This is a genomic window from Acinetobacter kanungonis (assembly GCF_009939195.1).
Taxonomy (GTDB): Bacteria; Pseudomonadota; Gammaproteobacteria; order Pseudomonadales; family Moraxellaceae; genus Acinetobacter; species Acinetobacter kanungonis.
This window is the reverse complement of record NZ_JAACKC010000001.1, coordinates 760115-785755: the sequence shown is the minus strand read 5'-3', so window position 1 is coordinate 785755 and position 25641 is coordinate 760115. Positions and strand designations below refer to the sequence as shown.

General features: G+C 43.3%; 22 protein-coding genes. 18 read left to right on the top strand and 4 right to left on the bottom strand.

Annotation, left to right across the window (positions count from 1 at the left end; translation table 11 throughout):
• Positions 1-57: 57 nt before the first annotated feature.
• From GWK51_RS03480 to GWK51_RS03470, 3 genes are all read right to left on the bottom strand, one after another.
• On the bottom strand, positions 58-1341 hold the full coding sequence (locus GWK51_RS03480; protein WP_161932660.1) for a ribonucleotide-diphosphate reductase subunit beta: 1284 nt from the start codon (positions 1339-1341) through the stop codon (positions 58-60).
• A gap of 143 nt (positions 1342-1484) precedes the next feature.
• A complete protein-coding gene (locus tag GWK51_RS16575; RefSeq protein ID WP_100242481.1) occupies positions 1485-1613 on the bottom strand; it encodes a preprotein translocase subunit YajC in 129 nt (42 codons plus the stop codon).
• Between the two features lie 129 nt (positions 1614-1742).
• The gene (locus GWK51_RS03470) at positions 1743-4577 is read right to left on the bottom strand and encodes a ribonucleoside-diphosphate reductase subunit alpha (protein ID WP_161932659.1); all 2835 of its coding nucleotides are present in this window, start codon (positions 4575-4577) and stop codon (positions 1743-1745) included.
• A 587-nt stretch (positions 4578-5164) separates the two neighbouring features.
• On the opposite strand from GWK51_RS03470, the gene bfmR reads away from it, so the two are divergent.
• Together bfmR and bfmS are read left to right on the top strand one after the other, a co-directional pair.
• Positions 5165-5881, top strand: a complete 717-nt coding sequence (bfmR, locus tag GWK51_RS03465; RefSeq protein ID WP_016166031.1) for a response regulator transcription factor BfmR — start codon at positions 5165-5167, stop codon at positions 5879-5881.
• 33 nt (positions 5882-5914) lie between these two features.
• Complete coding sequence (bfmS, locus tag GWK51_RS03460; protein ID WP_161932658.1) at positions 5915-7576, top strand: sensor histidine kinase BfmS; 1662 nt, start codon at positions 5915-5917, stop codon at positions 7574-7576.
• Between the two features lie 89 nt (positions 7577-7665).
• Here bfmS and GWK51_RS03455 read toward each other — a convergent pair whose 3' ends face one another.
• Positions 7666-8022, bottom strand: coding sequence for a hypothetical protein (locus GWK51_RS03455; protein WP_100242484.1), 357 nt, complete (start codon positions 8020-8022; stop codon positions 7666-7668).
• A 529-nt stretch (positions 8023-8551) separates the two neighbouring features.
• Here GWK51_RS03455 and ndhC point away from each other — a divergent pair.
• From ndhC to GWK51_RS03375, 16 genes are all read left to right on the top strand, one after another.
• Positions 8552-9100, top strand: a complete 549-nt coding sequence (gene ndhC / locus GWK51_RS03450; RefSeq protein ID WP_142769358.1) for an NADH-quinone oxidoreductase subunit A — start codon at positions 8552-8554, stop codon at positions 9098-9100.
• Positions 9101-9106: 6 nt separating this feature from the next.
• Positions 9107-9784 carry a NuoB/complex I 20 kDa subunit family protein gene (locus GWK51_RS03445; protein WP_016166027.1) on the top strand — a complete coding sequence of 226 codons (678 nt, stop codon included), beginning with the start codon at positions 9107-9109 and terminating at the stop codon, positions 9782-9784.
• Between the two features lie 87 nt (positions 9785-9871).
• Positions 9872-11659: an NADH-quinone oxidoreductase subunit C/D gene (gene nuoC, locus GWK51_RS03440; RefSeq protein ID WP_100242486.1), complete on the top strand. Its 1788-nt coding sequence runs from the start codon at positions 9872-9874 to the stop codon at positions 11657-11659.
• Positions 11660-11672: 13 nt separating this feature from the next.
• A complete protein-coding gene (gene nuoE / locus GWK51_RS03435; RefSeq protein WP_016166025.1) occupies positions 11673-12182 on the top strand; it encodes an NADH-quinone oxidoreductase subunit NuoE in 510 nt (169 codons plus the stop codon).
• Positions 12179-13510 carry an NADH-quinone oxidoreductase subunit NuoF gene (gene nuoF, locus GWK51_RS03430; protein WP_161932657.1) on the top strand — a complete coding sequence of 444 codons (1332 nt, stop codon included), beginning with the start codon at positions 12179-12181 and terminating at the stop codon, positions 13508-13510. The genes nuoE and nuoF overlap by 4 nt, the downstream gene beginning before the upstream one ends.
• Before the next feature lie 11 nt (positions 13511-13521).
• A complete protein-coding gene (nuoG, locus tag GWK51_RS03425; RefSeq protein WP_161932656.1) occupies positions 13522-16200 on the top strand; it encodes an NADH-quinone oxidoreductase subunit NuoG in 2679 nt (892 codons plus the stop codon).
• 3 nt (positions 16201-16203) lie between these two features.
• Complete coding sequence (gene nuoH / locus GWK51_RS03420; RefSeq protein ID WP_100242489.1) at positions 16204-17220, top strand: NADH-quinone oxidoreductase subunit NuoH; 1017 nt, start codon at positions 16204-16206, stop codon at positions 17218-17220.
• Positions 17221-17238: 18 nt separating this feature from the next.
• Positions 17239-17781: an NADH-quinone oxidoreductase subunit NuoI gene (gene nuoI / locus GWK51_RS03415; RefSeq protein WP_100242490.1), complete on the top strand. Its 543-nt coding sequence runs from the start codon at positions 17239-17241 to the stop codon at positions 17779-17781.
• The gene (nuoJ, locus tag GWK51_RS03410) at positions 17781-18299 is read left to right on the top strand and encodes an NADH-quinone oxidoreductase subunit J (RefSeq protein WP_171519142.1); all 519 of its coding nucleotides are present in this window, start codon (positions 17781-17783) and stop codon (positions 18297-18299) included. Before nuoI ends, nuoJ begins: the two co-directional genes overlap by 1 nt.
• Positions 18299-18607: an NADH-quinone oxidoreductase subunit NuoK gene (nuoK, locus tag GWK51_RS03405; protein ID WP_044740950.1), complete on the top strand. Its 309-nt coding sequence runs from the start codon at positions 18299-18301 to the stop codon at positions 18605-18607. The genes nuoJ and nuoK overlap by 1 nt, the downstream gene beginning before the upstream one ends.
• Positions 18604-20493: an NADH-quinone oxidoreductase subunit L gene (nuoL, locus tag GWK51_RS03400; RefSeq protein WP_161932654.1), complete on the top strand. Its 1890-nt coding sequence runs from the start codon at positions 18604-18606 to the stop codon at positions 20491-20493. The genes nuoK and nuoL overlap by 4 nt, the downstream gene beginning before the upstream one ends.
• A gap of 7 nt (positions 20494-20500) precedes the next feature.
• Positions 20501-22108: an NADH-quinone oxidoreductase subunit M gene (gene nuoM, locus GWK51_RS03395; protein ID WP_171519141.1), complete on the top strand. Its 1608-nt coding sequence runs from the start codon at positions 20501-20503 to the stop codon at positions 22106-22108.
• 3 nt (positions 22109-22111) lie between these two features.
• A complete protein-coding gene (gene nuoN, locus GWK51_RS03390) occupies positions 22112-23605 on the top strand; it encodes an NADH-quinone oxidoreductase subunit NuoN (RefSeq protein WP_100242494.1) in 1494 nt (497 codons plus the stop codon).
• Between the two features lie 122 nt (positions 23606-23727).
• Positions 23728-24363, top strand: a complete 636-nt coding sequence (gene upp / locus GWK51_RS03385) for a uracil phosphoribosyltransferase (RefSeq protein WP_100242495.1) — start codon at positions 23728-23730, stop codon at positions 24361-24363.
• Between the two features lie 83 nt (positions 24364-24446).
• Complete coding sequence (locus tag GWK51_RS03380) at positions 24447-24740, top strand: cold-shock protein (RefSeq protein ID WP_161932652.1); 294 nt, start codon at positions 24447-24449, stop codon at positions 24738-24740.
• 103 nt (positions 24741-24843) lie between these two features.
• Positions 24844-25602 (top strand): cold shock domain-containing protein, encoded by a 759-nt coding sequence (locus GWK51_RS03375; protein ID WP_161932651.1) that lies wholly within the window; start codon positions 24844-24846, stop codon positions 25600-25602.
• The last annotated feature ends 39 nt before the right edge of the window (positions 25603-25641 follow it).

Genomic DNA, 25641 nt, shown 5'->3' with positions numbered 1-25641 from the left:
CATGATTGATTAGATTAAAAAAATCCCGCCATCAAGGCGGGATTTTTTATAAATTAATTACCAGCTTAACGCGCCACCAGTTTGGTAATCTGTTACGCGAGTTTCAAAGAAGTTCTTCTCTTTACGTAAGTCCATCATTTCTGACATCCACTGGAATGGGTTGTTCACACCAGCAAACTGTTCAGGTAAGCCCAACTGGCTTAAACGACGGTTGCAGATAAACTTCAAGTACTCTTCCATCATGCCTGCATTCATGCCTAATACACCGCGTGGCATTGTGTCACGTGCATATTCAATTTCAAGCATGGTGCCTTCAAGAATCATCTGAATGATTTCTTCTTGGAATTCAGCCGTCCAAAGATGCGGGTTTTCAATCTTGATTTGGTTAATCATATCGATACCAAAGTTCAAGTGCATCGATTCATCACGCAAGATGTATTGGAATTGCTCTGCAACACCGTTCATCTTGTTACGACGACCCATCGACAAAATTTGGCTGAAACCGCAGTAGAAGAAAATACCTTCAAGAACACAGTAGAACGCGATCAAGTTGCGAAGCAAAATTTGGTCGTTTTCAGGTGTACCTGTTTTGAACGAAGGATCACTTAAAGATTGAGTGTACTTTAAGCCCCAAGCCGCTTTACGCGCTACAGATGGAACTTCACGGTACATGTTGAAGACTTCGCCTTCATCCATCCCTAAAGATTCGATACAGTATTGGTAAGCGTGGGTGTGAATCGCTTCTTCAAAAGCTTGACGTAAGATGTACTGACGGCATTCTGGGTTGGTAATATGACGGTAAATTGCCAATACCAAGTTGTTTGCAACCAATGAATCCGCAGTCGAGAAGAAACCTAAAGAACGCATAACAATGGTACGCTCATCTTCAGTTAAGCCATTTTCAGACTTCCAAAGTGCGATGTCATGGTTCATGTTGACTTCTTGCGGCATCCAGTGGTTTGCACAACCATCTAGATATTTCTGCCACGCCCATTCGTATTTGAACGGTACAAGCTGGTTTAAGTCAGCACGACAGTTAATCATGGCTTTGTCGTCAACTTGTACACGCTGTGCACCCATCTCAAGTTCTTCAAGACCAGGCGCAACGTCCAAAGTTTCTAGGGAAGCAGATGCTCTTGCCAACGGATCGGCTGAATCTGTTGCTCGCACTGGACGGGTTCCAGCGGATTGTGGAGCTGCCACATTCTTCTGTGGTTGCTCTGCATCAGATACCAACGGCGCAGCAGGCGCTTTTTGCGGTTCGACGGGCGCAGACTTGTGCTCAGGTGCAGCCGGTTTTTGCGAATCATCTTCTAAATCGTCCCAACTTAGGATAGACATATCAATTCTCTCTTCGTTGCTTTATATCTTTTATGAAGACATCTCAACCAAGAAGATGTCCTACTATACGCTCAATTTGTGTAAGCAAAATTAAGTTTTGTCGATAAATGCTCTAATTTTGTTCGGTAGAGCAAGTGTCCCCACTACTTATTTTGCTTACGCTTCTGATGGCGAATGGCTACAAACGCGTAGACCATTGGCACGTAAAAGAAAACAAAGGAAAAAACCAGAACCGCGAGTCCTAACATGTAGTTATGAGTCATATGGAGCATGGTCTTTTCCTTTTAAATTTCTTTCAAAACTCTTAATCTCCCTAAATCCCTCTTTAAGAAAGTGGGACTTTCACACCTCGATAAGTTTGGTGTAATTCCCCTCCTTTTAGGAGGGGTTAGGGGAGGTTATTATTGACAAGCCTCACAATCAGGATTGTCAATTGAACATGCCATTGGCACTGGAGCCGCTTGTTCAAAACCTTCATCTTCCGCTGCAGGTGCTGCAGCAGGCTTTTCTTCCGCTACTGCTGCAACAGGAGCTGCTGCAACAGTAGTTGGTTTAACTGCATTCAATGCACCCGTGTTAATGGTCGATTTCTCTGCAGAAGTCGCACCTAATGCACGGAGGTAATAAGTGGTTTTTAAACCACGTAACCATGCCATCTTATAGGTGATGTCAAGTTTCTTACCATTTGCACCAGCAATGTAAAGGTTCAGCGATTGCGCTTGGTCAATCCATTTTTGACGACGTGAAGCAGCATCTACAATCCAGCGTGGCTCAACTTCAAACGCAGTTGCAAAAATTGCTTTTAACTCTTCTGGAATGCGTGAAATCTTTTGTACCGAACCTTCGAAGTGTTTCAAGTCATTGACCATGACTGAATCCCAAAGACTACGTTCTTTTAACGCACGTACCAAGTACGGGTTAATCACAGTGAATTCACCAGAAAGGTTAGATTTCACATACAAGTTTTGGAAGGTAGGCTCAATCGATTGAGACACGCCACAAATGTTCGAGATGGTTGCCGTTGGAGCAATTGCCATCACATTTGAGTTACGCATACCATCTTTTTGTACTTTCGCACGTAAAGAATCCCAGTCTAAACGTTGTGTACGATCTACTTCGAACATACGTTCAGGACGTGATTGAGCAACTTTGTTCAATGAGTCGATTGGCAGAATACCTTGATCCCACAATGAACCCTTGAATGTTGAGTAAGCACCACGTTCCACAGCCAAGTCGCTAGATGTTTGGATTGCGTAGTAGCTAATCACTTCCATTGATTCATCAGCAAAATCTACTGCTGCATCTGAACCATACGCCATGCCCATTTCATATAAAGCATCTTGGAAGCCCATGATACCCATACCCACTGGACGGTGTTTCAAGTTCGAGTTTTTCGCTTGTGGAACAGCGTAGTAGTTAATGTCGATTACGTTATCGAGCATGCGGACTGCTGTTTTAATGGTGCGAGCAAGTTTCTCACGATCCAATACACCGCCTTGAACGTGTTGTACAAGGTTGATTGAACCCAAGTTACATACTGCAATTTCGTCTTTATTGGTATTTAACGTAATTTCAGTACATAAGTTAGATGAGTGTACGACACCAACGTGTTGTTGTGGTGAACGTAAGTTACATACGTCTTTGAATGTGATCCACGGGTGACCTGTTTCAAACAACATAGACAGCATTTTGCGCCATAAGTCTTTTGCACGTACTTTCTTGTGTAGCATGTTGTTTTCTTTTGCTACAGATTCGTAGTACGCATAACGCTCAGCAAACTCTACGCCCATTAAGTCGTGTAGGTCTGGTGTTTCAGAAGGGGTGAACAGTGTCCACTCAGCATCTTCAAATACACGTTGCATGAACAAGTCTGGAACCCAGTTCGCTGTGTTCATGTCATGGGTACGACGACGGTCATCACCTGTGTTTTTACGAAGTTCTAGGAATTCTTCAATATCCAAGTGCCAAGTTTCAAGGTAGGCACACACTGCACCTTTACGCTTGCCACCTTGGTTAACTGCAACAGCAGTATCGTTGGCAACTTTTAGGAACGGTACAACACCTTGTGATTTACCGTTTGTACCTTTGATATAAGAGTTCAAGGCACGTACTGGCGTCCAGTCATTCCCTAAACCTCCTGCCCATTTAGACAACATGGCGTTATCACGCATTGCGCCATAAATATCAAACAAGTCATCATCAATCGTTGTTAAATAACAGCTTGATAATTGTGGACGTAAAGTCCCTGAGTTAAATAACGTCGGAGTAGACGCCATATAATCGAAGCTCGACAATAAGTTGTAGAACTCGATAGCACGTTCTTCACGGTTTTCTTCGTTCAGCGCTAGACCCATCGATACACGCATGAAGAACAATTGTGGAAGTTCGAAGCGAATACCATTTGAATGGATGAAGTAACGGTCAAATAAAGTTTGTAGACCTAAATAGGTGAACTGGTTTGAACGTTCTGGTTGAATCGCTGCTGCTAACTTCGCAAGGTCAAAGTCAAGCAAGTCTGCTGAAAGAAGTTCTAACTCAACACCTTTTTTCAAGAATGCTTCAAGCGCATCATTTTCTAAAGTGTCGGTCGAAAGACCTAGGAATTCTAAACCAGTCGCAACAAGATCATCACGTAATAAACGCGCGGTCACGTAAGTGTAGTTTGGTTCTTGTTCAATACGGGTACGTGTCGCCATCATCATTGTGGTTGAGATGTCTGACTCTTTTACACCGTTATAAAGGTTTTTTACTGTTTCATCGATAATCGCTTGTGCATCGATGCCTTCTAAACCTTCAGCTGCTTTAGTTACTTTCGCTTGGAGCGCGCTCAAGTCTAAAGGCTTAAGTTGACCGTCTTGTGCTGTGATTTGTAATGTCGGGTGATGGTGTGCACCTGTTTGCTGACGAGCAGACGCACGCTGTTCACGGTAAATGACATAGGAGCGCGCAACTTTCTGTTCGCCAGTGCGCATGAGAGCCAATTCCACTTGGTCTTGGATTTCTTCAATATGAATCGTACCGCCAGAAGGTAAACGACGGTTAAAAGTATTCATGACCATTTCAGTAAGTTGTGAAATGCGATCATGAATACGGCTAGAGTCGGCACTTTGTTGTCCTTCTACCGCTAAAAAGGCTTTGCCAATTGCGACAGAAATTTTTTCGGCATCAAAAGCTGCAACGTCACCAGTTCGTTTAATCACCTGAAGTTGACCAGGGGTGGATGTGATTACGCTCATGTCAGCATAGCTCCATTGTCATCTATTGTTATGTTTATGGACCATTTGAACTGGGCAAAAAGTGTGCCACAGTGTTTGAGGAATAAACACAAGACTTAGTGGTTTAAGATTGAATTGAACACAAGATACGGGAAAATTGAGGGTAGATCAATATTGACATTTTACTAAAAATTTTTCTGATATTTGTCAAAAAAAGATAGCTCAAATTTCCCTGTTTTTGTCTTTCTAGTTTAAGCCTTATTAGACAAGGGCATAGCATAGCAAAGCTCTATTTATCTGCTTATAGATAAACTTGTGGATAAGTAAAAAAGAATAAAATTGATCAGTCAGTTTCTGACCAATAGCTTGATTTGGTGAATTAATCGTCGTTTTGTAACGAGATGTGATGGCAAGTGCTGCAAAAATTACAATCTTAAAAAGCCAATTAATTCAACGATTAAAAAATATTACAAAAAGCTACTTAGATGTATCAGTTTGGTGAATGGCATCTTGTTTACAATGTAAACGTGTGTATATTGCAAAATTATATTACGTCGTATCTGTCGGATTTTTAAAAGATACGCTTCATCCTATTGAAGGGGCAGTTTATGAGCCAAGAAGAAAAGTTACCGAAAATTTTAATTGTTGAAGATGATGAGCGTCTTGCGCGTTTAACCCAAGAATATTTAATCCGTAACGGATTGGAAGTTGGGGTTGAGCCAGATGGTAATCGTGCCATTCGTCGTATTATTGCAGAGCAACCAGATTTGGTGGTGCTCGACGTCATGTTACCAGGTGCAGATGGTTTAACCATTTGTCGTGAAGTGCGCCCTCATTATCATCAACCAATTTTAATGCTCACTGCTCGTACTGAAGATATGGATCAGGTGCTTGGCTTGGAAATGGGTGCAGATGACTATGTGGCTAAACCTGTTCAGCCGCGTGTGTTATTGGCGCGTATCCGTGCCTTGTTACGTCGTACAGACAAAGCACCAGAAGATGAAGTGGCACAGCGTATTGAATTTGATGACTTGGTGATTGATAACGGTGGTCGTTCTGTCACTTTAAATGGTGAACTGGTTGATTTCACCAGTGCAGAATATGACTTGCTTTGGTTATTGGCTTCGAATGCGGGCCGCATTCTATCGCGTGAAGACATTTTCGAGCGTCTGCGTGGGATTGAATACGATGGTCAAGACCGTTCAATCGATGTGCGTATTTCTCGTATTCGTCCCAAAATTGGCGATGATCCAGAAAATCCAAAACGAATTAAGACTGTGCGTAGTAAAGGTTATCTTTTCGTGAAAGAAACCAACGGAATGTAATTCACTGCTTTTTTATTAACACAGGACATTTGCGTGTTTAAACACAGTATATTCTTGCGCATCTATGCAGGTCTGGTTGTGCTGGTTGCAATCGTGGCGCTGTTTGGTTACCTCTTGGTGCAAATCATTAACTATCAGCGCGCGCAAGAATATCGTGAGTCTTTAACTGATGGCATTTCCTTTATTATCAGTGAGGGGATTGCACGTCAGCAAACCGTTCAGCAGAAAGTCGACTGGATTTCAGATGCTTCTGACTTGTTGGAATTGCCAATTTATTATGTCGATGCCAATAAGGTAGATTTGTCGCGAGCGGAACAAAAACGCATTAGTCAGCAAAAAGCAGCAGTGCGTTATGATGCGCAAAATTCAATTGCCTACATTATTATCGGACTGAAAAATGACACCAATCATTATCTCTATGTCAAAGTAGATAAAATTGGTGAGCGTCAGATGAAGGCATTGCCAATCTTTATTCTGGATTATTTGGTGTATTACCCAGGTCAGGAAAAAGAATATCTGGCGAAAATTCAAAAGCACTTCTCATATCCGATTGAAATTGAAAAGGTACAGAATTTACCTTTAGATTCCGAGCAAATCGGACGTTTAAGATTAGATCACAGTATTATCTTGTACCGTGACAGTGCAACCGTACGCGGTACAACCATTTCGATTGTTTCTCCAATTCCAAGTTCGCCATCAGAAGTGTTGGTGTTGGGTCCTGTGCCTTTGTTTAACTGGATGCCATTCCAGTTGGCAGCAGGTATCACCTTGCTGAGTCTGTTTGTGTTGAGTTTAGGAGTCTATGGTCTGATTCTGCCGATGCAGCGTAAAATTCGTGAGGTGAACTACGCGTTAAATCGTATGAAGTCGGGCGATTTAAGTTTGCGTTTACCTGTGGATGGTACGGATGAAATGGCGAGTTTGGCATCCAGCTATAACAGCATGTCGGATCATATTCAACGCTTGATTGAGGCGCAGCGCGAGTTAATGCGGGCGGTTTCGCATGAGTTGCGTACCCCAGTGGCGCGAATCCGTTTTGGTATGGAAATGCTGGCGGAAGAAGACGATTACGAATATCGCATTCAGCAAGTCGACATGATTGATAAAGACATTGAGGCATTGAATACCTTAATTGATGAAATCATGACATATGCCAAGTTGGAGCAGGGTACGCCTTCACTCGATTTTGAGAAAATCGTACTGGCGGAAGTGCTTGAGCAAGTCGCAACTGAAACGGAAGCACTCAAAACCCAAAAAGAGATTATAGTCAAAGCGCCATTGCCTAGTGTAGTGGCAGATGCTGAGCGTCGTTACTTGCATCGGGTGGTACAAAACTTGGTCGGTAATGCGGTGCGTTATTGCGACCACAAAATTGTAATCAGCGGTGGGGTGAATGAGGCGGGCATGGCTTATGTTTGCGTTGAAGATGATGGTTCGGGTATTCCAGAAGAAGATCGTAAACGTATCTTTGAGGCTTTTGCGCGTTTAGATGATAGTCGTACCCGTGCTTCGGGTGGTTATGGGCTGGGACTTTCGATTGTGAGTCGTATTGCATACTGGTTTGGTGGTCGTATTGAAGTTGATGCGAGTCCGAACTTAAAAGGTGCACGATTTACCATGAGCTGGCCTGCAAAACGCTTTGCCAAGAGCAATACCAAGAAAAAACTTGGTACTAAGGAAGGTTCGGGTAGTTAAGCGGAATGTTTTTAAATTAGTGTTAGAGATAAGCCCAGATTTATTCTTGCGAGGGAATAAGCTGGGCTTTTATCTTGCAGGGCTTATAATCAATCGATAATGCTGGCATCGGGTTCAATAACTGGTTTGCCGCTTTTTAAGCTTGCAAGGGCTTCCTGATTAAAATCGACCAATAAAGAATTATTAAGTGTATCAATGGAATGACCAACAATTAGTTTTTGATCGCCATTCAGGGTTTCTACTTTGTAATCATCCACAATATCAAAAATACCATCTAGGTTGGTGGTGGTCGAGGCACGATCTTGGCGAAATAACTCATAGATATCACGGAGATCAAATATTGCATTGTTCGCATCTGGATGTTTGAAAATGTAGTTTTCAATATGACGGATAAGCAGTTGTGCAAACAAGTAATAATTGGGTTTGTGAGTGAATTCTAGATTCATATAATTGCTCCTTATTATTTGTTTTACATGATGATATAGGAATACCATAATCGTGATCATCAGGTAATTTTGTCGTGTAGCAGTGTTGTAAATGAAATTACACTTTTTCTAAGTTTGCCGCATTTGGCTGGCGTGCTTTTTATTCTATTTTATGTTTTTTTAACGCTGTTGTATTGAATTGTGCGTAAACAATTTGTGGTTATCTTATCCAAGCTCTTATGAGAAAAATAAAGCATTTCAGCAGAAATTTGCAGGGCAGAAAACCACATCAAATGGAAGTAATGTTGAAAAAAATGATGAAAAATTATTTTTTAATTCAATAAAGCGATAATGGGGTGTGTTTCAGTGTTTTATCTGTGGAAATACTGAAAAAAGCTCAAAAAATCATCCAAAAGACTAAGACCTATAAACTAGCAAGTGAAATCATAAATCAGGTACAATTGGCGGGATTAATTTTGTGTTTGGTGTATTTGAAGGCCAATACATACATTCTTTGTTAATAAATAGGCCTGCCAGGAGTTATCCCCGCATGAGTGCCATTACTCCATACGAATGGGCAATTATTGCCTTCGTGATCGGCGTTACATTTCTTTGTGCTTTTATGCTCACAGTTCCATTACTCCTTGGGGGTAAGTCATGGGGCCGTGCTAAGCAGGAGCAGTTTGAGTCAGGCGTAGTGGGTGCAGGTGGTGCACGTATTCGCTTGTCTGCAAAATTCTATTTGGTTGCTATTTTCTTCGTAGTTTTTGACTTAGAAGCGCTTTATCTTTACGCATGGTCTACCTCTGTACGTGAAGTAGGCTGGTTAGGTTTTACAACTGTTGTAATTTTTGTGGTCGATTTATTGATTGCATTGGTTTATGCAGTGTCAGTTGGTGCATTAAATTGGGCACCTACAGATCGTCGTAAAGCTGCTGGTAAAGCGATTAAAGTTGGCTCTCCTAATATGAACATTGCTGACATTACACGTTTTAACTCTATTGAAGAATTGGTAACAGACCCAACTGGTCATATTCCAGCTCAATCATCTGGTCGCGTGAAACCAAAATCACCGACTGCCTCATCTGACAAGGAGTAACTCGGGATGAAATATACCTTAACCCGTGCGAATCCGAATGCTGATCAATATCCACTTCAGGAGCGCCAGATCGTTACCGATCCGCTTGAAGAAGAAGTGAATAAGAATGTGTTCATGACTCGTTTAGAGGATGTGTTACACACAGCAGTAAACTGGGGACGTAAGAACTCAGTTTGGCCGTTTAACTTTGGTACATCTTGCTGTTACGTAGAGTATGCAACGACCTTAACAGGTGTGCATGACTTATCACGTTTCGGTGCCGAGGTAATTCGTGCTTCACCGCGTCAGGCGGACTTGATGATTGTCGCAGGGACATGCTTTGTAAAAATGGCGCCTGTTATTCAGCGTTTGTACGAGCAAATGTTAGAACCTAAATGGGTGATTTCAATGGGTGCTTGTGCGAACTCAGGTGGCATGTATGACATCTATTCAGTAGTACAAGGTGTCGATAAAATCATTCCTGTCGATGTGTACATCCCAGGTTGCCCACCTCGTCCAGAAGCATTAATCCAAGCATTAATGTTGCTACAGGACCAAATTCAATTAGAGCGTCGTCCGCTATCTGCCGTAATTGGTGATGATCTTCAGCCAGTGTATAAGCCAAAGATGATGCCAGAACGCGATCGTAAGAATGCACAGCGTATTGCGGTGAAGAACTTACGCTCTATGGATGAAATTAAATAATTTTAACGATGAATGTTTGATGCACCCGAGATGGGTGTAGTTGTCGTTAAGGTTGACTGAATTTGTATTAAATAGGAAGCCAAGCCAATGGCTGAAACTGACATTGCTATGCCAGAATCAACAGCAGTTGATTCACGCCCAGCATTTGCAATTATAGAAGAGCTCAAAACCAAATTTGGTGAGAACTTCTATGTGCAAACGACTCGTGAAGATTTTCCAACGGTCTGGGTTGAGCGCGCACGTGTACAAGAAGTTCTCATGTTCTTGCGTACAGTGTCACGTCCTTACGTGATGCTGTTTGACTTGTCTGCGGTAGATGAGCGTTTGCGTACTCACCGTGACGGTTTGCCTGCGTCTGACTTTACAGTGTTCTATCACTTATTGTCATTAGAGCGCAATACGGATATTCGTATTAAAGTTGCTTTGAATGAGAGCGATCTCAATATTCCTACAGCAACCAATATCTGGCCAAATGCAAACTGGTATGAGCGTGAAGCTTACGATATGTTCGGCATCAATTTCGAAGGGCATCCAATGCTCCGTCGTATTTTGTTACCGACTTATTGGGAAGGTCACCCGCTACGTAAGGAATACTCTGCACGTGCGACGGAATATACACCGTACATGCAAAACCAAGCGAAACAAGACTTCGAGCAAGAACACTTGCGTTTTGTCCCGGAAGATTGGGGTCTAAAACGTGGTAATGCTGACGAAGACTTCATGTTCCTGAACTTGGGTCCTAACCACCCATCTGCGCACGGTGCGTTCCGTGTAATCTTGCAGTTGGATGGCGAAGAAGTAAAAGACTGTGTGCCTGATATCGGTTATCACCACCGTGGTGTGGAAAAGATGGCTGAACGTCAAACTTGGCATTCATTCATTCCGTATACAGACCGTGTTGACTACTTAGGTGGTTGTGCGCAAAACATGCCATACGTGATGGGTGTTGAGCAGCTTGCAGGAATTACGGTTCCAGATCGTGCGCAATGTATCCGTGTCATGATGTCTGAATTGTTCCGTATCAATAACCACTTGTTATATATCGGTACTGCAATTCAGGATGCGGGTGGTATGACCCCTGTATTCTATATGTTCGCTGACCGTCAAAAAATCTATGACGCAATTGAAGCGATCACCGGTTACCGTATGCATCCAGCATGGTTCCGTATCGGTGGTACAGCACATGATCTTCCAAACAACTGGCAGCATCTGATTCGTGAAATTCTCGAATGGATGCCGAAACGTTTGAAGGAATACCACACTGCAGCGCTGAAAAACTCTGTATTTGAAGGTCGTACCCGTAATGTTGCGCAATACGATGCAAAATCTGCATTGGCTTGGGGTGTAACAGGTACAGGTCTTCGTGCAACTGGTATCGACTTTGACGTTCGTAAATACCGTCCGTACAGTGGTTATGAAAACTATGACTTCGAAGTGCCAGTAGAGTACGAAGGCGACGCATATGCGCGTGTTATCGTTCACTACCGTGAAATCGAACAGTCATTGAAAATCATCAAACAGTGCTTGGATAACATGCCATCTGGTCCATATAAAGCGGATCACCCATTGGCTGTTCCACCACCAAAAGACAAGACTTTACAAGATATTGAAACCTTGATTACGCACTTCTTAAGCGTATCTTGGGGTCCTGTAATGCCTGCTGGTGAAGCGTCTGTGATGGCTGAAGTGGTGAAAGGTGCAAGTAACTACTACTTGACTTCTGACAAGTCGACCATGAGTTACCGTACCCGTATTCGTACACCAACTTTCACCCATTTACAGCAAATGCCTTCAGTGATTAACGGCAGTCTGGTATCTGACTTGATCATTTATTTAGCGACAATTGACGTCGTAATGGCTGACGTGGATCGCTAAGGGGTAACGCATTATGATGATTTTGACTGATAAAAAGCCACGTGTGAACGTTGAAGGAATTTTGACTGCGGAAGAAATTCACGATATCGAACATCACATTGATCACTATCCGTACCCACGTGCAGCCTGTCTTGATGCGCTGAAGTGTGTACAACGCCGTAATGGTTGGGTAGATGATGCGCAAATGAATGCAATTGCTCAAATGCTTAGCATGAGCGTTGCAGATCTTGAAGGCGTTGCAACATTCTATAACCGTATCTACCGTCAACCTGTAGGTCGTCACGTAATTTTGCTTTGTGACTCGATTGCGTGCTTCTTGATGGGTGCAGAAACTTTGGCTGAAGCATTCCAACGTGAATTGGGCATTCAATTTGGTCAAACGACTGCAGATGGTCGTTTTACCTTGTTGCCAATTTGCTGCCTAGGTAACTGTGACAAAGGTCCTACCTTGATGATTGATGAAGACACTCACGGTCTGGTTGAAGTGACTTCAGTGAAACAGTTATTGGAGAAGTATGTATGAATACCGAACCAAAACCAATTTATGGCGACGGTAACCCAGAAACTCATCCATTAACTTGGCGTTTGAGTAAACAAGAGTTTGTTCGTAGTGCAGATGACTACGAAGCGCTTGAAGGTTATGCAGGCTTTAAAAAAGCATTAACCATGCCACCGAAAGACGTGCTTGAAGTCATTAAGGCTGCAACCGTTAAAGGTCGTGGTGGTGCAGGTTTCCCAGCAGGGATCAAATGGTCACTGATGGCGCCAAATGACAACTCAGGTCCTCGTTACCTGATTTGTAATGCCGATGAAATGGAACCAGGTACCTTCAAAGACCGTTTGTTGATGGAAAAACTTCCTCATCAATTGATCGAAGGGATGTTGATTGCGGGTTATACCCTTGAAGCAACGCATGGTTATATCTTCATCCGTGGTGAATACATCGAAGCTGCTCAATATTTAAATGAAGCATTAGAGCAAATCCGTGCCAAAGGTTACTTGGGTGAAAACATCCTCGGAACTGGCTGGAACTTCGAAATGCACGTGCATACGGGTGCGGGTCGTTATATCTGTGGTGAAGAAACTGCATTGATTAACTCGCTTGAAGGTCGCCGTGCCAACCCACGTACCAAACCACCATTCCCGCAAGTTGCAGGTGCTTGGGGTCGTCCTACGATTGTCAACAACGTAGAGACCTACAACAACTTACCAGCAATCATGTTGCGTGGTCCTGAGTGGTATATCAACTTATCTGCAGGCAAATCGAAAGATCCAGGCACCAAAATTTATGGTGCATCAGGTAAGGTGAAATTCCCTGGTTTATGGGAACTTCCATTTGGTACGACTGCACGTGAAGTGATTGAAGAGCATGCTGGCGGTATGCGCGATGGCCTTAAATTAAAAGCTTGGTTACCAGGCGGTGCATCGACTGACTTCTTGGCAGCTGAACACATTGACCTTCCGATGGATGCCGAAAGCATCATGAAAGCAGGTTCACGTTTAGGTACCTGTCTACTCATGGTGGTTGATGAAACTCAATGTATGGTTTCTGCTACACGTAACTTAGAAGAATTCTTTGCGCGTGAGTCATGTGGTTTCTGTACGCCTTGTCGTGATGGTTTACCTTGGGCGGTTAAAGCGCTTAAAGCATTGGAAGATGGTACAGGTAAAAAAGAAGATATCGATCATTTACAAGAGCTAACGCGTAAGTTGTGGATTGGTAAAACTTTCTGTGCACATGCTCCAGGTGCAATGGAACCATTAATGGGCGCACTTAAATATTTCCGTAGCGAGTTTGATGCAAAAGTGGTTGATGCCGCTGCTCGAACTAGCAACGTAGAACAAGCTTAAGGAATTCGACTATGGCTACAATTCATGTCGATGGAAAATCGTATGAAGTCAACGGCTCAGAAAACTTGCTGCAAGCATGTTTAAGCCTTGGCATCGACATCCCATATTTTTGTTGGCATCCATCCTTAGGTTCTGTCGGTTCATGCCGTCAATGTGCTGTGACCCAATACGCGAATCCAGAAGATACGCGTGGTCGTTTGGTCATGTCATGTATGACACCTGCATCTGACAATACCTACATCTCGATTGAAGACAAAGAAGCAACTGATTTCCGTGCTTCGATTGTTGAATTCTTGATGACCAACCACCCGCACGACTGTCCAGTCTGTGAAGAAGGTGGTCACTGTCATTTACAAGATATGACTGTAATGACGCAACATGACCGTCGTCGTTACCGCTTCACCAAGCGTACACACTACAACCAAGAGCTTGGCTCATTCATTTCACACGAAATGAACCGTTGTATCGCATGTTACCGTTGTGTTCGTTACTACAAAGACTACGCTGGCGGTACGGACTTTGGTGTTTATGCCAATGCATCACGCGTTTACTTCGGTCGTCCAGAATCAGGGACTTTAGAATCTGAATTCTCAGGTAACTTGACTGAAGTATGTCCAACAGGTGTATTCACTGATAAGACTCACTCTGAACGTTATAACCGTAAATGGGACATGCAGTATGCGCCAAGCGTATGCCAAGGCTGCTCTTCAGGCTGTAACATCTCTCCAGGTGAACGCTATGGTGAATTACGTCGTGTAGAAAACCGTTTCAACGGTGAAGTCAACCAATACTTCTTGTGTGACAAAGGTCGTTTCGGTACAGGTTATGTCAACCGTGCAGATCGTCCGCGTCAACCACAATTCCGTGATGGTGCTGAAGCAACTGCTGTTTCTGTAGACCAAGCATTAGACACCGTGATTGCAAATATCCAAGGTAAAAAAGTTTTGGGTATTGGTTCTCCACGTGCATCACTTGAATCTAACTACGCACTGCGTGAGTTGGTCGGTCAAGACAACTATTCAACGGGTATGTCTCAAAAAGAGCAAAACTTGGTTGAATTGGCTGCTTCAATCATGCAAACCGAGGGTGTTTACAACCCGAACATGCGTGAAATTGAAAGCTATGATGCTGTATTGATTTTGGGTGAAGATTTAACTCAAACTGCACCACGTATGGCGTTGTCTGTTCGTCAAGCGGCGAAAAACAAAGCTAAAGAAATGGCGGCAGAACGTCGTACCCAAGATTGGTTGGCTGAGCCTGTGCAACGTATTGCACAAGATGCAAAATCTCCAATTTATATCTTGGCTGCAACGCAAACCCGTCTATCTGACGTCGTGACAGGTGAAGTGGTTGCTTCTCCAAATGACATCGCGCGTTTAGGTTTTGCGGTTGCTGCTGCAGTGAAAGGTGAAACAGTTACTGGTCTTGCTGACGATGCCAAAGCATTTGCACAAACCATTGCAGACACGTTAAAAGCAGCGAAAAAACCATTGGTGATTTCAGGTACTAGCTTGCAAGATCCAGCGATCATGGAAGCGGCTGCACAAGTGGCGCAAAACCTAGGTAACGCTGGCTTGACCTTGACCGTTCCTGAAGTGAACTCAATGGGCTTGGCAATTTTGGGTGGTCAAAGCTTAGAGCAAGCATTTGCGCAAGACTATGACACCGTGATTGTGGTTGAAAATGATCTTTACCGTCGTTTGCCAGCAGCTCAAGTAAATGCTGCGCTTTCAGGCAAAGAAGTGATTGTACTTGATCACTCTGAAACTGAAACTGTGAAGAAAGCTTCAATTGTACTTTCTGCTGCAAGCTTCGCTGAAGGTGATGGTACTGTCGTATCGCAAGAAGGCCGTGCACAACGTTTCTACCAAGTGTATGACCCAAGTTACTACAAACCTGAATATGCAATTAAAGAATCTTGGCGCTGGTTACATGCCATTGAAACTGGTGTGAAAGGTAAGGCGATTTCTTGGACTTTACTTGATGATGTGATTGAAACGGTTGCGAAAAACGTTCCAGCATTACAAGCAATTCAAGATGTTGCACCAGATGCAGGCTTCCGTGTTCATGGCTTGAAAGTTGCGCGTGAACCACGTCGTTATTCTGGTCGTACTGCGATTCGTGCACCATTGTCGATTCACGAGCCAAAACAGCCAACTGACATTGACTCAGCATTAACATTCTCGATGGAAGGTTATGTGGGTACGCAAACTCCGTCTGCACTTGTGCCATTTGCATGGTCAGCGGGTTGGAACTCTCCACAAGCGTGGAATAAATTCCAAGACAATGTTGGCGGTCACTTAAAAGGTGGTGATTCGGGCGTGCGTTTATTCGACCGTTTACCGAAACGTCCAGCACGTAGCTATGTTGCACCTTCAGCGGTTGTAGTTAACCCTGAAAGCTTCCGTCTTGTGCCGATGCACCATATTTTTGGTTCAGGCGAATTCACCATTAAAACACCAGCAATGGAATCGCGTATTCCTGAAGCCGTGTTTGCAATGGGTGAACAAGATGCAGCACGTTTGAATGTTCAAGATGGACAGCAAATGACGGTGAAAGCGGGTGAAACAAGCATTAGCTTGCCAGTTCAAGTTATTGAGTATTTACCAGCAGGTTATATCGGTTATCCAATTGGTCTTGCACCGACTGTTTCTTTAGCAGAACCAGTTTCAGTCGCGGTAGGAGTGTAATTCATGAATCAAGAAATTATACGTCAAACACCGCTCTGGGCTGAGAACTGGCCGATTGCGTACTCTGTGATTCAAGCCATTGTCATTTTATTGGTGGTGGTTCTTATTGCAGCATTGATGTCATTTGTCGAGCGTCGTTTGCTCGGCTTATGGCAAGACCGTTACGGTCCAAACCGTGTAGGTCCTGGCGGTATGTTCCAGATCGTTGCCGACATGCTGAAAATCATGTTTAAGGAAGACTGGACACCAAAATTTGCGGACAAATTAACCTTCCGTTTAGCACCAGCAGTTGCGATGGCAACTGCGGTCCTGTCGTTCATGGTCATTCCTATTAGCCCTTATATGGGTGTAGCAGACATGAGCATCGGCTTATTGTTCTTTATGGCAATGGCAGGGATTGCAGTGTATGCAGTGTTATTTGGTGGTTGGGCTTCAAACAACAAATATGCATTACTCGGTGGTCTGCGTTCAGCTGCGCAAACAATTTCATACGAAGTGTTCTTGGGTATTTCACTCATGGGTGTGGTTGCAATTGCAGGCTCATTCAACATGCGTGAAATTGTAGAAGCACAACGTGATGTTTGGTTTGTTATTCCTCAATTCTTAGGCTTCATGATCTTTGTGGTTGCAGGTGTTGCGGTAACTCACCGTCATCCATTTGACCAACCAGAAGCAGAACAAGAATTGGCTGAAGGTTACCACGTCGAATATGGCGGTATGAAATGGGGGATGTTCTTCGTTGCGGAATACGTCAACGTCGTTTTAATCTCTGCACTTATCGTGACTTTATTCTTCGGTGGTTGGTTAGCGCCATTCAACCTTGAGATTTCGTTCATTCCACCAGCATTCTGGTTCATTATCAAAACAGCATTCTTCGTAATGATGTTTGTATTGGCGCGTGGTTCTTTAATGCGTCCACGTTATGACCAAGTAATGAACTTTGGTTGGAAAATTTGCTTGCCATTGGCATTGGTCAACTTACTTGTGACTGGTGCTGTGATTCTGATGAATCAGGCCTAAGACAGCAGGGAGAACAAAATGTATAAGTTTCTAGCTGGAGTTGGGTCAATTGTACGTTCATTGTGGATGGTATTCAGCCACGTGACGCGTAAACGTGACACGATTTTATATCCAGAAGTACCAGCTGAAGAAATCGTACCACCACGTTTCCGTGGTCGTATTGTATTGACGCGCGACCCAGATGGCGAAGAGCGTTGTGTAGCATGTAACTTATGTGCTGTTGCGTGTCCAGTTGGCTGTATTTCACTACAAAAAGCGGAAAAAGAAGATGGTCGTTGGTATCCAGAATTCTTCCGTATTAACTTCTCGCGTTGTATTTTCTGCGGGATGTGTGAAGAAGCGTGTCCAACCACTGCAATTCAGATGACACCTGATTTCGAATTAGGTGAGTACGTTCGTCAAGACCTTGTATATGAGAAAGAAAACTTACTCATCTCAGGTCCTGGTAAATACCCAGACTACAACTTCTATCGTGTTACAGGTATGGCTGTAACAGGTAAAGAAAAAGGTCAGGCGCAACGTGAAAGCGCACCTGTTGATGTACGGAGTCTATTACCATGATGTGGCCGTTTTATTTGATGGCACTCGTGGCCATCGTTTCTACGGTTCGTGTAGTTACTAACGCGAACCCTGTACATGCGTTACTTAGCTTGATCGTGTCTTTGCTTGCTGTTGCAGGAATGTTCATGATTGTCGGTGCACCATTTGCGGGTGCACTGGAAATTATCGTATATGCTGGCGCGATCATGGTGTTATTCGTGTTCGTGGTGATGATGCTGAATCTTGGTCAACATACCGTTGATCAAGAGCGCAAATGGTTAACATCATCTGCTTGGGCTTATCCAGCACTTATGAGCTTCCTGATGGGCCTGGTTTTGGTTTGGATGTTAGGCTCAGACTACACCACAGCAGGTCCTGTAATGGGCACTGAAATTGTTGGTCCGAAAGTCGTTGGTCAAGCACTCTTTACTCACTACTTATTATTGGTAGAAGTTGCCGCGATGTTATTGCTTGCAGCACTGGTTGCAGCATTCCACTTAGGTAAACGTGAGCCAAGTGCAGAAGAGGACAAAGAATAATGGGCAACATCCCTTTAGAACATGGTTTGATCGTTGCAACCATTCTTTTTGCACTGGGTTTTTACGGTGTAATGGTGCGACGCAACCTATTATTTATGTTAATGAGCCTTGAAATTATGATGAATGCCGCTGCGTTGGCATTCGTTTTGGCGGGTAGCGCATGGGCACAACCAGATGGACAAGTCATGTTCATTCTGATTTTGACTCTTGCTGCGGCAGAGGCTTGTATCGGTCTTGCGATCGTCCTTCAGTTTTATCATCGCTTCCATCATTTGGATGTGGATGCTGCTAGTGAGATGCGCGGATGAGTTATTTATATTTAACAGTTTTATTCCCGCTAATCGGTTTTGTGTTATTAGCGGCGGGGCGCCAGAATTTACCTGAGAAAGTTGCAGCGATTATTGGCGTTGGGGCTGTAGGTTTATCTGCTTTATTTGCCCTTATTGCGGGGATGGATTTCGTTAACAATGGTTCTGCGCCACAAGTACAACACTTGTGGACTTGGTTCCAAGTTGGCGATTTCGCACCAGGCATTAGCTTGCACTTAGATGGCTTATCATTGTTGATGATGGGCATGATTACAGGTGTCGGTTTCCTGATTCACATCTTTGCCTCATGGTACATGCGTGGTGAAGAAGACTTTGCACGTTTCTTCTCTTACTTCAACCTATTCGTTGCAAGCATGTTGTTGCTGGTTCTTGGCGATAACTTGGCATTGTTATTCTTAGGTTGGGAAGGCGTAGGTCTGTGCTCGTACTTGCTGATTGGTTACTACTACCAAAACCCAGAAAATGGTTTTGCGGCAATCAAAGCATTTACAGTAACGCGTGTTGGTGATGTGTTCTTACTGATTGCATTGTTCTTAATCTACCAACAGTTCGGTACATTAAACATTGCTGAAGTGGTTGCTGCGGCGCCTACAGTATTAACGCAAGGTTCATCGATGGCCATCTGGACAGCATTGATGTTGTTCCTTGGTGCTGCAGGTAAATCTGCACAGATTCCACTGCAAACATGGTTGGCAGATGCGATGGCTGGTCCTACACCAGTATCTGCATTGATCCACGCAGCGACAATGGTAACAGCGGGTGTATATCTCTGCTGCCGTATGTTCACTGTATTTGAAATGGCGCCTCAAGTGATGATGTTCATTTCGATTACGGGTGCTGTGACCTTGTTGGTGGCTGGTTTTGCTGCATTGGTTCAAACCGATATCAAACGTATCTTGGCTTACTCAACCATGAGTCAGTTGGGCTATATGTTTATGGCTGTCGGTGCTGAAGCATACCAAGCGGGTCTGTTCCACATGCTGACTCACGCATTCTTTAAGGCATTATTATTCTTGTCTTCTGGTGCAGTGATCTTGGCTTACCATCACGAACAAAACATTTTCAAAATGGGCGGTTTGTTCTACAAGAATAAATTCCTGTTTGCTTGCTTCGCGATTGGTGGCGGTGCGTTGGCTGCAATTCCATTCATCACGGTTGGCTTCTTCTCGAAAGATGCAATCTTGGGTGCAGTATGGATGAAAGGTCAGGCGGTTGCATTATATGACTGCTTATACTGGACAGGTGTTGCAGGTGCTTTCTTAACTTCAATCTATACATTCCGTTTAATCTGGGTTGTATTCTTTGGAAAAGAAAATACGCCATATCACGAAATCAAAGGCGTGACTTACTGGGGTCCTTTGGCAATTTTAGCAACGCTTTCAACTTTCGTTGGTGCAGCACTTAAAGCACCTGTAGAAAGCATTTTGAATGCTGCAAAAATTCCAGCGGTCATTATTCCAGAAGCGATGGAAGCGGGTGTACACGGTGCAGAACATATGGCCGTGGGTATTGCGCTTGCTGGTCTTGTGATTGGTGTGATCTTATTTGCTTTTGCTTACGGTGCAGTGAAAAGTTTTGCGAAAACTTCATTGGGTGCAGGTTTGGCGAATATTTGTCGTAATGCACTCGGTTTCGATACTTTGTATGACCTGATTTTCGTAAAACCATATTTACTGATTGCTAAGATTTGTGGCCGTGACCCAATTGATGGTTTATGGCTGGTATTACCTGCAATTGTGAAAGCTGGTAACGGCTTTACAAGCTCTCGTCAAACAGGTTCATTGCGTGAATACGCTTCGAGCATGTCACTGGGCATTGTGGTTCTACTGATGATCTTAGTTGTGATTCAGGTAGTGGGGAAATAAGATGGAAATCACAAACAACATGGTTTTGCCCGCGCTGATCCTCGTACCGTTCATTGCAGGTTTTTTATGTTGGTTGGTCGACAAGCTCGACCAACAACTACCACGCTATATTGCGCTCGTGGGTATGCTCGTTACTTTGGGCTTAACTGTCGCTTTATGGCAAACGGGTACTTACAGCTATGAATTGGGTGCAAAAGTCCCAACATGGTCTGCAGAGTTTTTCTTGCCGTGGATTCAAACCCTCGGCATCAATATTCACTTAGCAATTGATGGCTTATCATTATTGATGGTGGGCTTGACTGCGCTGTTGGGTATTTTGGCAGTTGGTTGTTCTTGGGGCGAGATTCAAAAGAACGTAGGCTTCTTCCATTTGAACCTTTTATGGTCATTGGGCGGCGTCATCGGTGTATTCATTTCGATTGATATGTTCTTGTTCTTCTTCTTCTGGGAGATGATGCTTGTTCCAATCTACTTCTTGATTGCACTTTGGGGACATCGTGGTGCAGATGGTAAATCACGTGTTTACGCTGCAACCAAGTTCTTCATCTATACGCAGGTTGCTGGTTTAATCATGCTGATTGGTATTCTAGGCCTTGTGGTTTATGGATACATGATGACAGGTATGATCGGCTTCGATTACAACTACTTGTTAGGTGTAGCGAATACGCTTGATGCTCAGCTTCCAGCGGTTGCTTATGCATTTATGTTGTGTTTGTTTGTAGGTTTCGCAGTAAAACTTCCTGTGTTTCCATTACACGGCTGGTTACCAGATGCACATGCGCAAGCACCTACAGCAGGTTCTGTAGACTTAGCGGGTATCTTGATTAAGACAGCTGCGTACGGTTTACTTCGTTTCGTTATTCCGTTCTTCCCAGCGGCTTCTGCACAGTTTGCAGACATCGCAATCATCATGGGTTTAATTGGTATTTTCTACGGTGCTTGGTGTGCTTTCCAGCAAACCGACATGAAGCGTCTGTTGGCTTATACTTCAATTTCTCACATGGGCTTCATCTTACTTGCATTGTATGCAGGTAACATTTTGACCTTCCAAGGTCTGATGATCATGATGTTGGCGCATGGTTTATCTTCTGCTGCACTGTTCATTATGTGTGGTCAGGTTTATGAGCGCTTACATACACGTGACATGCGTTTGATGGGTGGTATTCGTGGTCAATTCCAATACCTTTCATTCTTCCTTATGTTCTTCGTGGCAGCATTAGTCGGTATTCCAGGTTTAGGTAACTTCATTGGTGAGTTCCTGATCTTGATGGGTTCTTATGCGAAGTTCCCTGTATTCACGATTTTGGCTGCAATCAGCTTAGTATTCGCTGGTCTTTATGGTCTGATTTTGATTCACAAAGCTTTATTTGGTACGCCAAATGAAGAGCAAAAACAACATTATGCAAATCCACTTAAAGATTTGAATGCGCGTGAAGTTGGTATCTTGCTCATTTGTGCATTTGGTCTGCTTTGGCTTGGTCTTTACCCACAAACCTTCCTTGATATTTCAAATTCAAGCATGGCGTGGTTAGCAAACAGCTATATTCCAGTTCAAGAAGTCGTTGACGTTGTGCATCAAGCATCTGTTCAACTCGAAAATGTGGAGATGCAATAAGCCATGAACTTCACAATGTCTTTTTCTGAGCTTATGCCATTAGCTCCTGTAATGATCGTGGCGTTGACCGCGGTCGTTGTGATGATTCTCACTTCGATTAAACGTAACCATAATTTAATCGCAACAGCTTCTGTGGTCGGCTTAAACCTTGCTGCGGCAAATATTTTATTGAACATGTTTGGTGGGCAATTTGCACCATCAAACGTGATGGGCATGTTCATGGTGGATCCGTTCACCATGCTCTATCAATTGGTCATCTTAATTGCTTCGCTTGCATGCTGTACGTTGTCACATGCTTATATCGAAACTTATAAAGATAACCGTGAAGAACTGTATATCTTAATGCTGTGCTCGGTCGCGGGCGCAATGTTAATGGTGGCAAGTTCGCACTATGCATCTTTCTTCATTAGCTTAGAGTTAATGTCGATTCCTGTTTACGGTATGTTGGCGTATACGCATCAGCGTGCAAACTCATTAGAAGCGGGTATTAAATACCTCGTGCTTTCTGCAACAGCTTCGGCAATGTTGTTAATGGGTATGGCGTATATTTATGCTTATACCGGTTCATTGTCTTTCTATGAATCTTTCCAAGCATTAATGCAAAATATCCGTCAACCAATGGTACTCCTTGGTTTAGCACTGATTATTTTTGCAGTAGGCTTTAAGCTTTCATTGGCTCCATTCCACAAATGGACGCCAGACGTTTATGCAGGTGCACCAGCACCGATTGCAACCTTCCTTGCAACCGCTGCGAAAGTTGCGACCATTGGTTTGTTTGTCCGTTTCTTACTGACTTCTGGTGCAATGTTGGTCGAGTCACTTGTAACAATCATTACGATTATTGCTGTGCTTTCAATTCTAGTGGGTAACTTCTTGGCAGTACGTCAAGTGAACTTGAAGCGTATTCTCGGTTATTCATCGATTGCACATTTCGGTTACTTACTGATTGGTTTAATCAGCATGACCTATGCAAGCTTAGGCAACGTATCAGTTTACGTAATCACTTATGTGTTAACGACGATTGGTGCATTCGGTGCAGTCGCGCTGATGTCTAGCCCATACAACAATGTTGATGAAGCAGAAAGTTTGGCGGATTACCGTGGTTTATTCTGGCGTCGTCCAGTGTTAACTGCAACGCTAACTGTCATGATGTTGTCTTTAGCGGGTATTCCATTAACTGCTGGCTTCATTGGTAAGTTCTTGGTGGTGATGGCTGCAGTAACGACTCAGCACTGGTTCTTGGCTGCCATGATTGTGGTGGGTTCAGGTATTGGTTTGTACTACTACCTTCGTGTAATGGTGGTAATGTACATGACACCACCAGATACGCCACGTATTGACGCGGTTGATCATTGGGGTCAAAAAGTGGGTGGTATTATGGTATTACTTGCGGCATTGGCTGTATTGGTGATCGGTATCTATCCAGATCCAATTATCAAAATGGCATTGCAAGCTGAGATTTTATCGCCATTACATTTCATGTTAACGCGTCAATAATTGTAAAATTATCGTGTTAATCAAAAAGCCCTCGCCAGTCGGGGGCTTTTTTTTCTTATAAGATTTATAAAAAACATTTATAATAATAGGAATTATGTTTTTATCTTTTTAGGTGTACTCCCGTGGCTATTCATGAAATTCGTCATCCACTGATTCGTCATAAACTTGGCTTATTGCGTCGTGCTGATATTAGTACCAAGAATTTCCGTGAATTGGCTCAGGAAGTGACCATGTTGCTGACCTATGAAGCCACTAAAGATTTACCAGTGGTGGATCATGAGGTTGATGGTTGGGCGGGTAAAGTGACAACCCAACGCATTGCTGGTAAAAAAATCACGGTTGTGCCAATTTTACGTGCGGGTATTGGTATGTTGGATGGTTTCTTAAACCTGATTCCAAGTGCCAAAGTTTCAGTATTGGGCTTAGAGCGTGATGAAGAGACTTTAGAAGCGCGTACTTACTATAAAAAATTGGTTCCAGATGTCCAAAACCGTATTGCGATGATCATTGACCCAATGCTTGCTACAGGTTCTTCATTGGTTGCAGCGATTGATGTATTGAAAGCCAGCGGTTGTAAAGACATTCGCGTGATGGTTTTGGTTGCGGCACCAGAAGGCATTAAAAAAGTTGAAGATGCACATCCAGATGTGACGATTTTTACTGCATCAGTGGATGAAGGTCTAAATGCGCAAGGTTATATTGTGCCTGGTTTAGGCGATGCAGGTGATAAAATCTTTGGTTCGGTACAAAAAGATTAAGGATGGCTATAGCCTAAATGGGAGGCTGTGATAGCCTCTTTTTTATGTGCTAGCTCGCTTATTTCCAGAAAAGGGGAAAATGAATGAAGTCTGAGTTTCAACAAGGAAAAATTAGACAATACAACGCAGATAAAGGTTACGGTTTTATCGCGACGTCTGAAGAGGATATTTTCTTTCATATCTCTGATTTTCCGCTTGCCGATGGTGAGCCGAAACGTAACGAACGCGTAAAATTTGTAGTGGTTGAAAATGGCAATAAGCTGAAAGCCATTAAAATTGAGCGTGTAGAAGATAACTCTGCGAAAGCCAAGAAATCAAAAGTGTCTACGCACAATAAATCGATTACTTCTGCTTTATTGACAAACTTTAGACGTTGATCACGAAGCAAGGGTATTATTTTTTTTCGAATTAAACAAAGAGACTTTAGGGTCTCTTTTTTATTGATTAGAATAGAAAAAAATAAAAAGTTTAGGGCGTATTATGTTTCTAGAGGGGAAGATCAAGCACTACAACTCTGCACGTAGCTTTGGCTTTATTCAGGTTGAGGATGAGCCACAAGATGTCTTTTTCCACATTAAGGATTTCCCGAGCTGGCACATCAAGCCGAATGAGGGAGAGCAGCTCAAGTTCCGCATTGTCGAAGAGCAAGGAAAATTTAAGGCATCCGATATTGTGCGGCTTGATTTAAAACCAGAGGATGATCAACTACTTTTTGAGAAGCAGAGCTTTAGTTACCAATCGGTGCCGCCTGCAGAGAAAATCATTCTGCCCAAGAAACCAAGATCACACTTAAAATACATTATTTTATTGGTTCTGATTGTGATTGCTGGATTAGGTTTTGTGACCTATCAAAAAGTTCAGGATTATCGTGTCGCCAAAAAGTTAAAAGCGGAACAACTTATTCAAGAACAAAAGCGAATTGTGGAGCAACAGCGAGAGGCTTTGGGTCATTTGCCTGATCGAATTCTGTCAGCGCAGGGGCGTAAGAATTTAGATACGGTGGGCTATGCCGTGAATACACAGCAGGTGAGTGCCACCTCATCCGCACCGTTAGAAACATCAAAACTGGCCGCGGTGCAAAAGAGCGAACAGGTTTCCAAATTCACATGTGATGGACGAACTCATTGTAGCCAAATGCATTCTTATGAAGAAGCTGTATTTTTCTTAAGAAATTGCCCAAGTACTGAAATGGATGGAGATGAGGATGGAATTCCATGTGAACGTCAATTCCATCGTTAAATAGCAAGCATAAAAATACTCCCAGCTGGGAGTATTTTT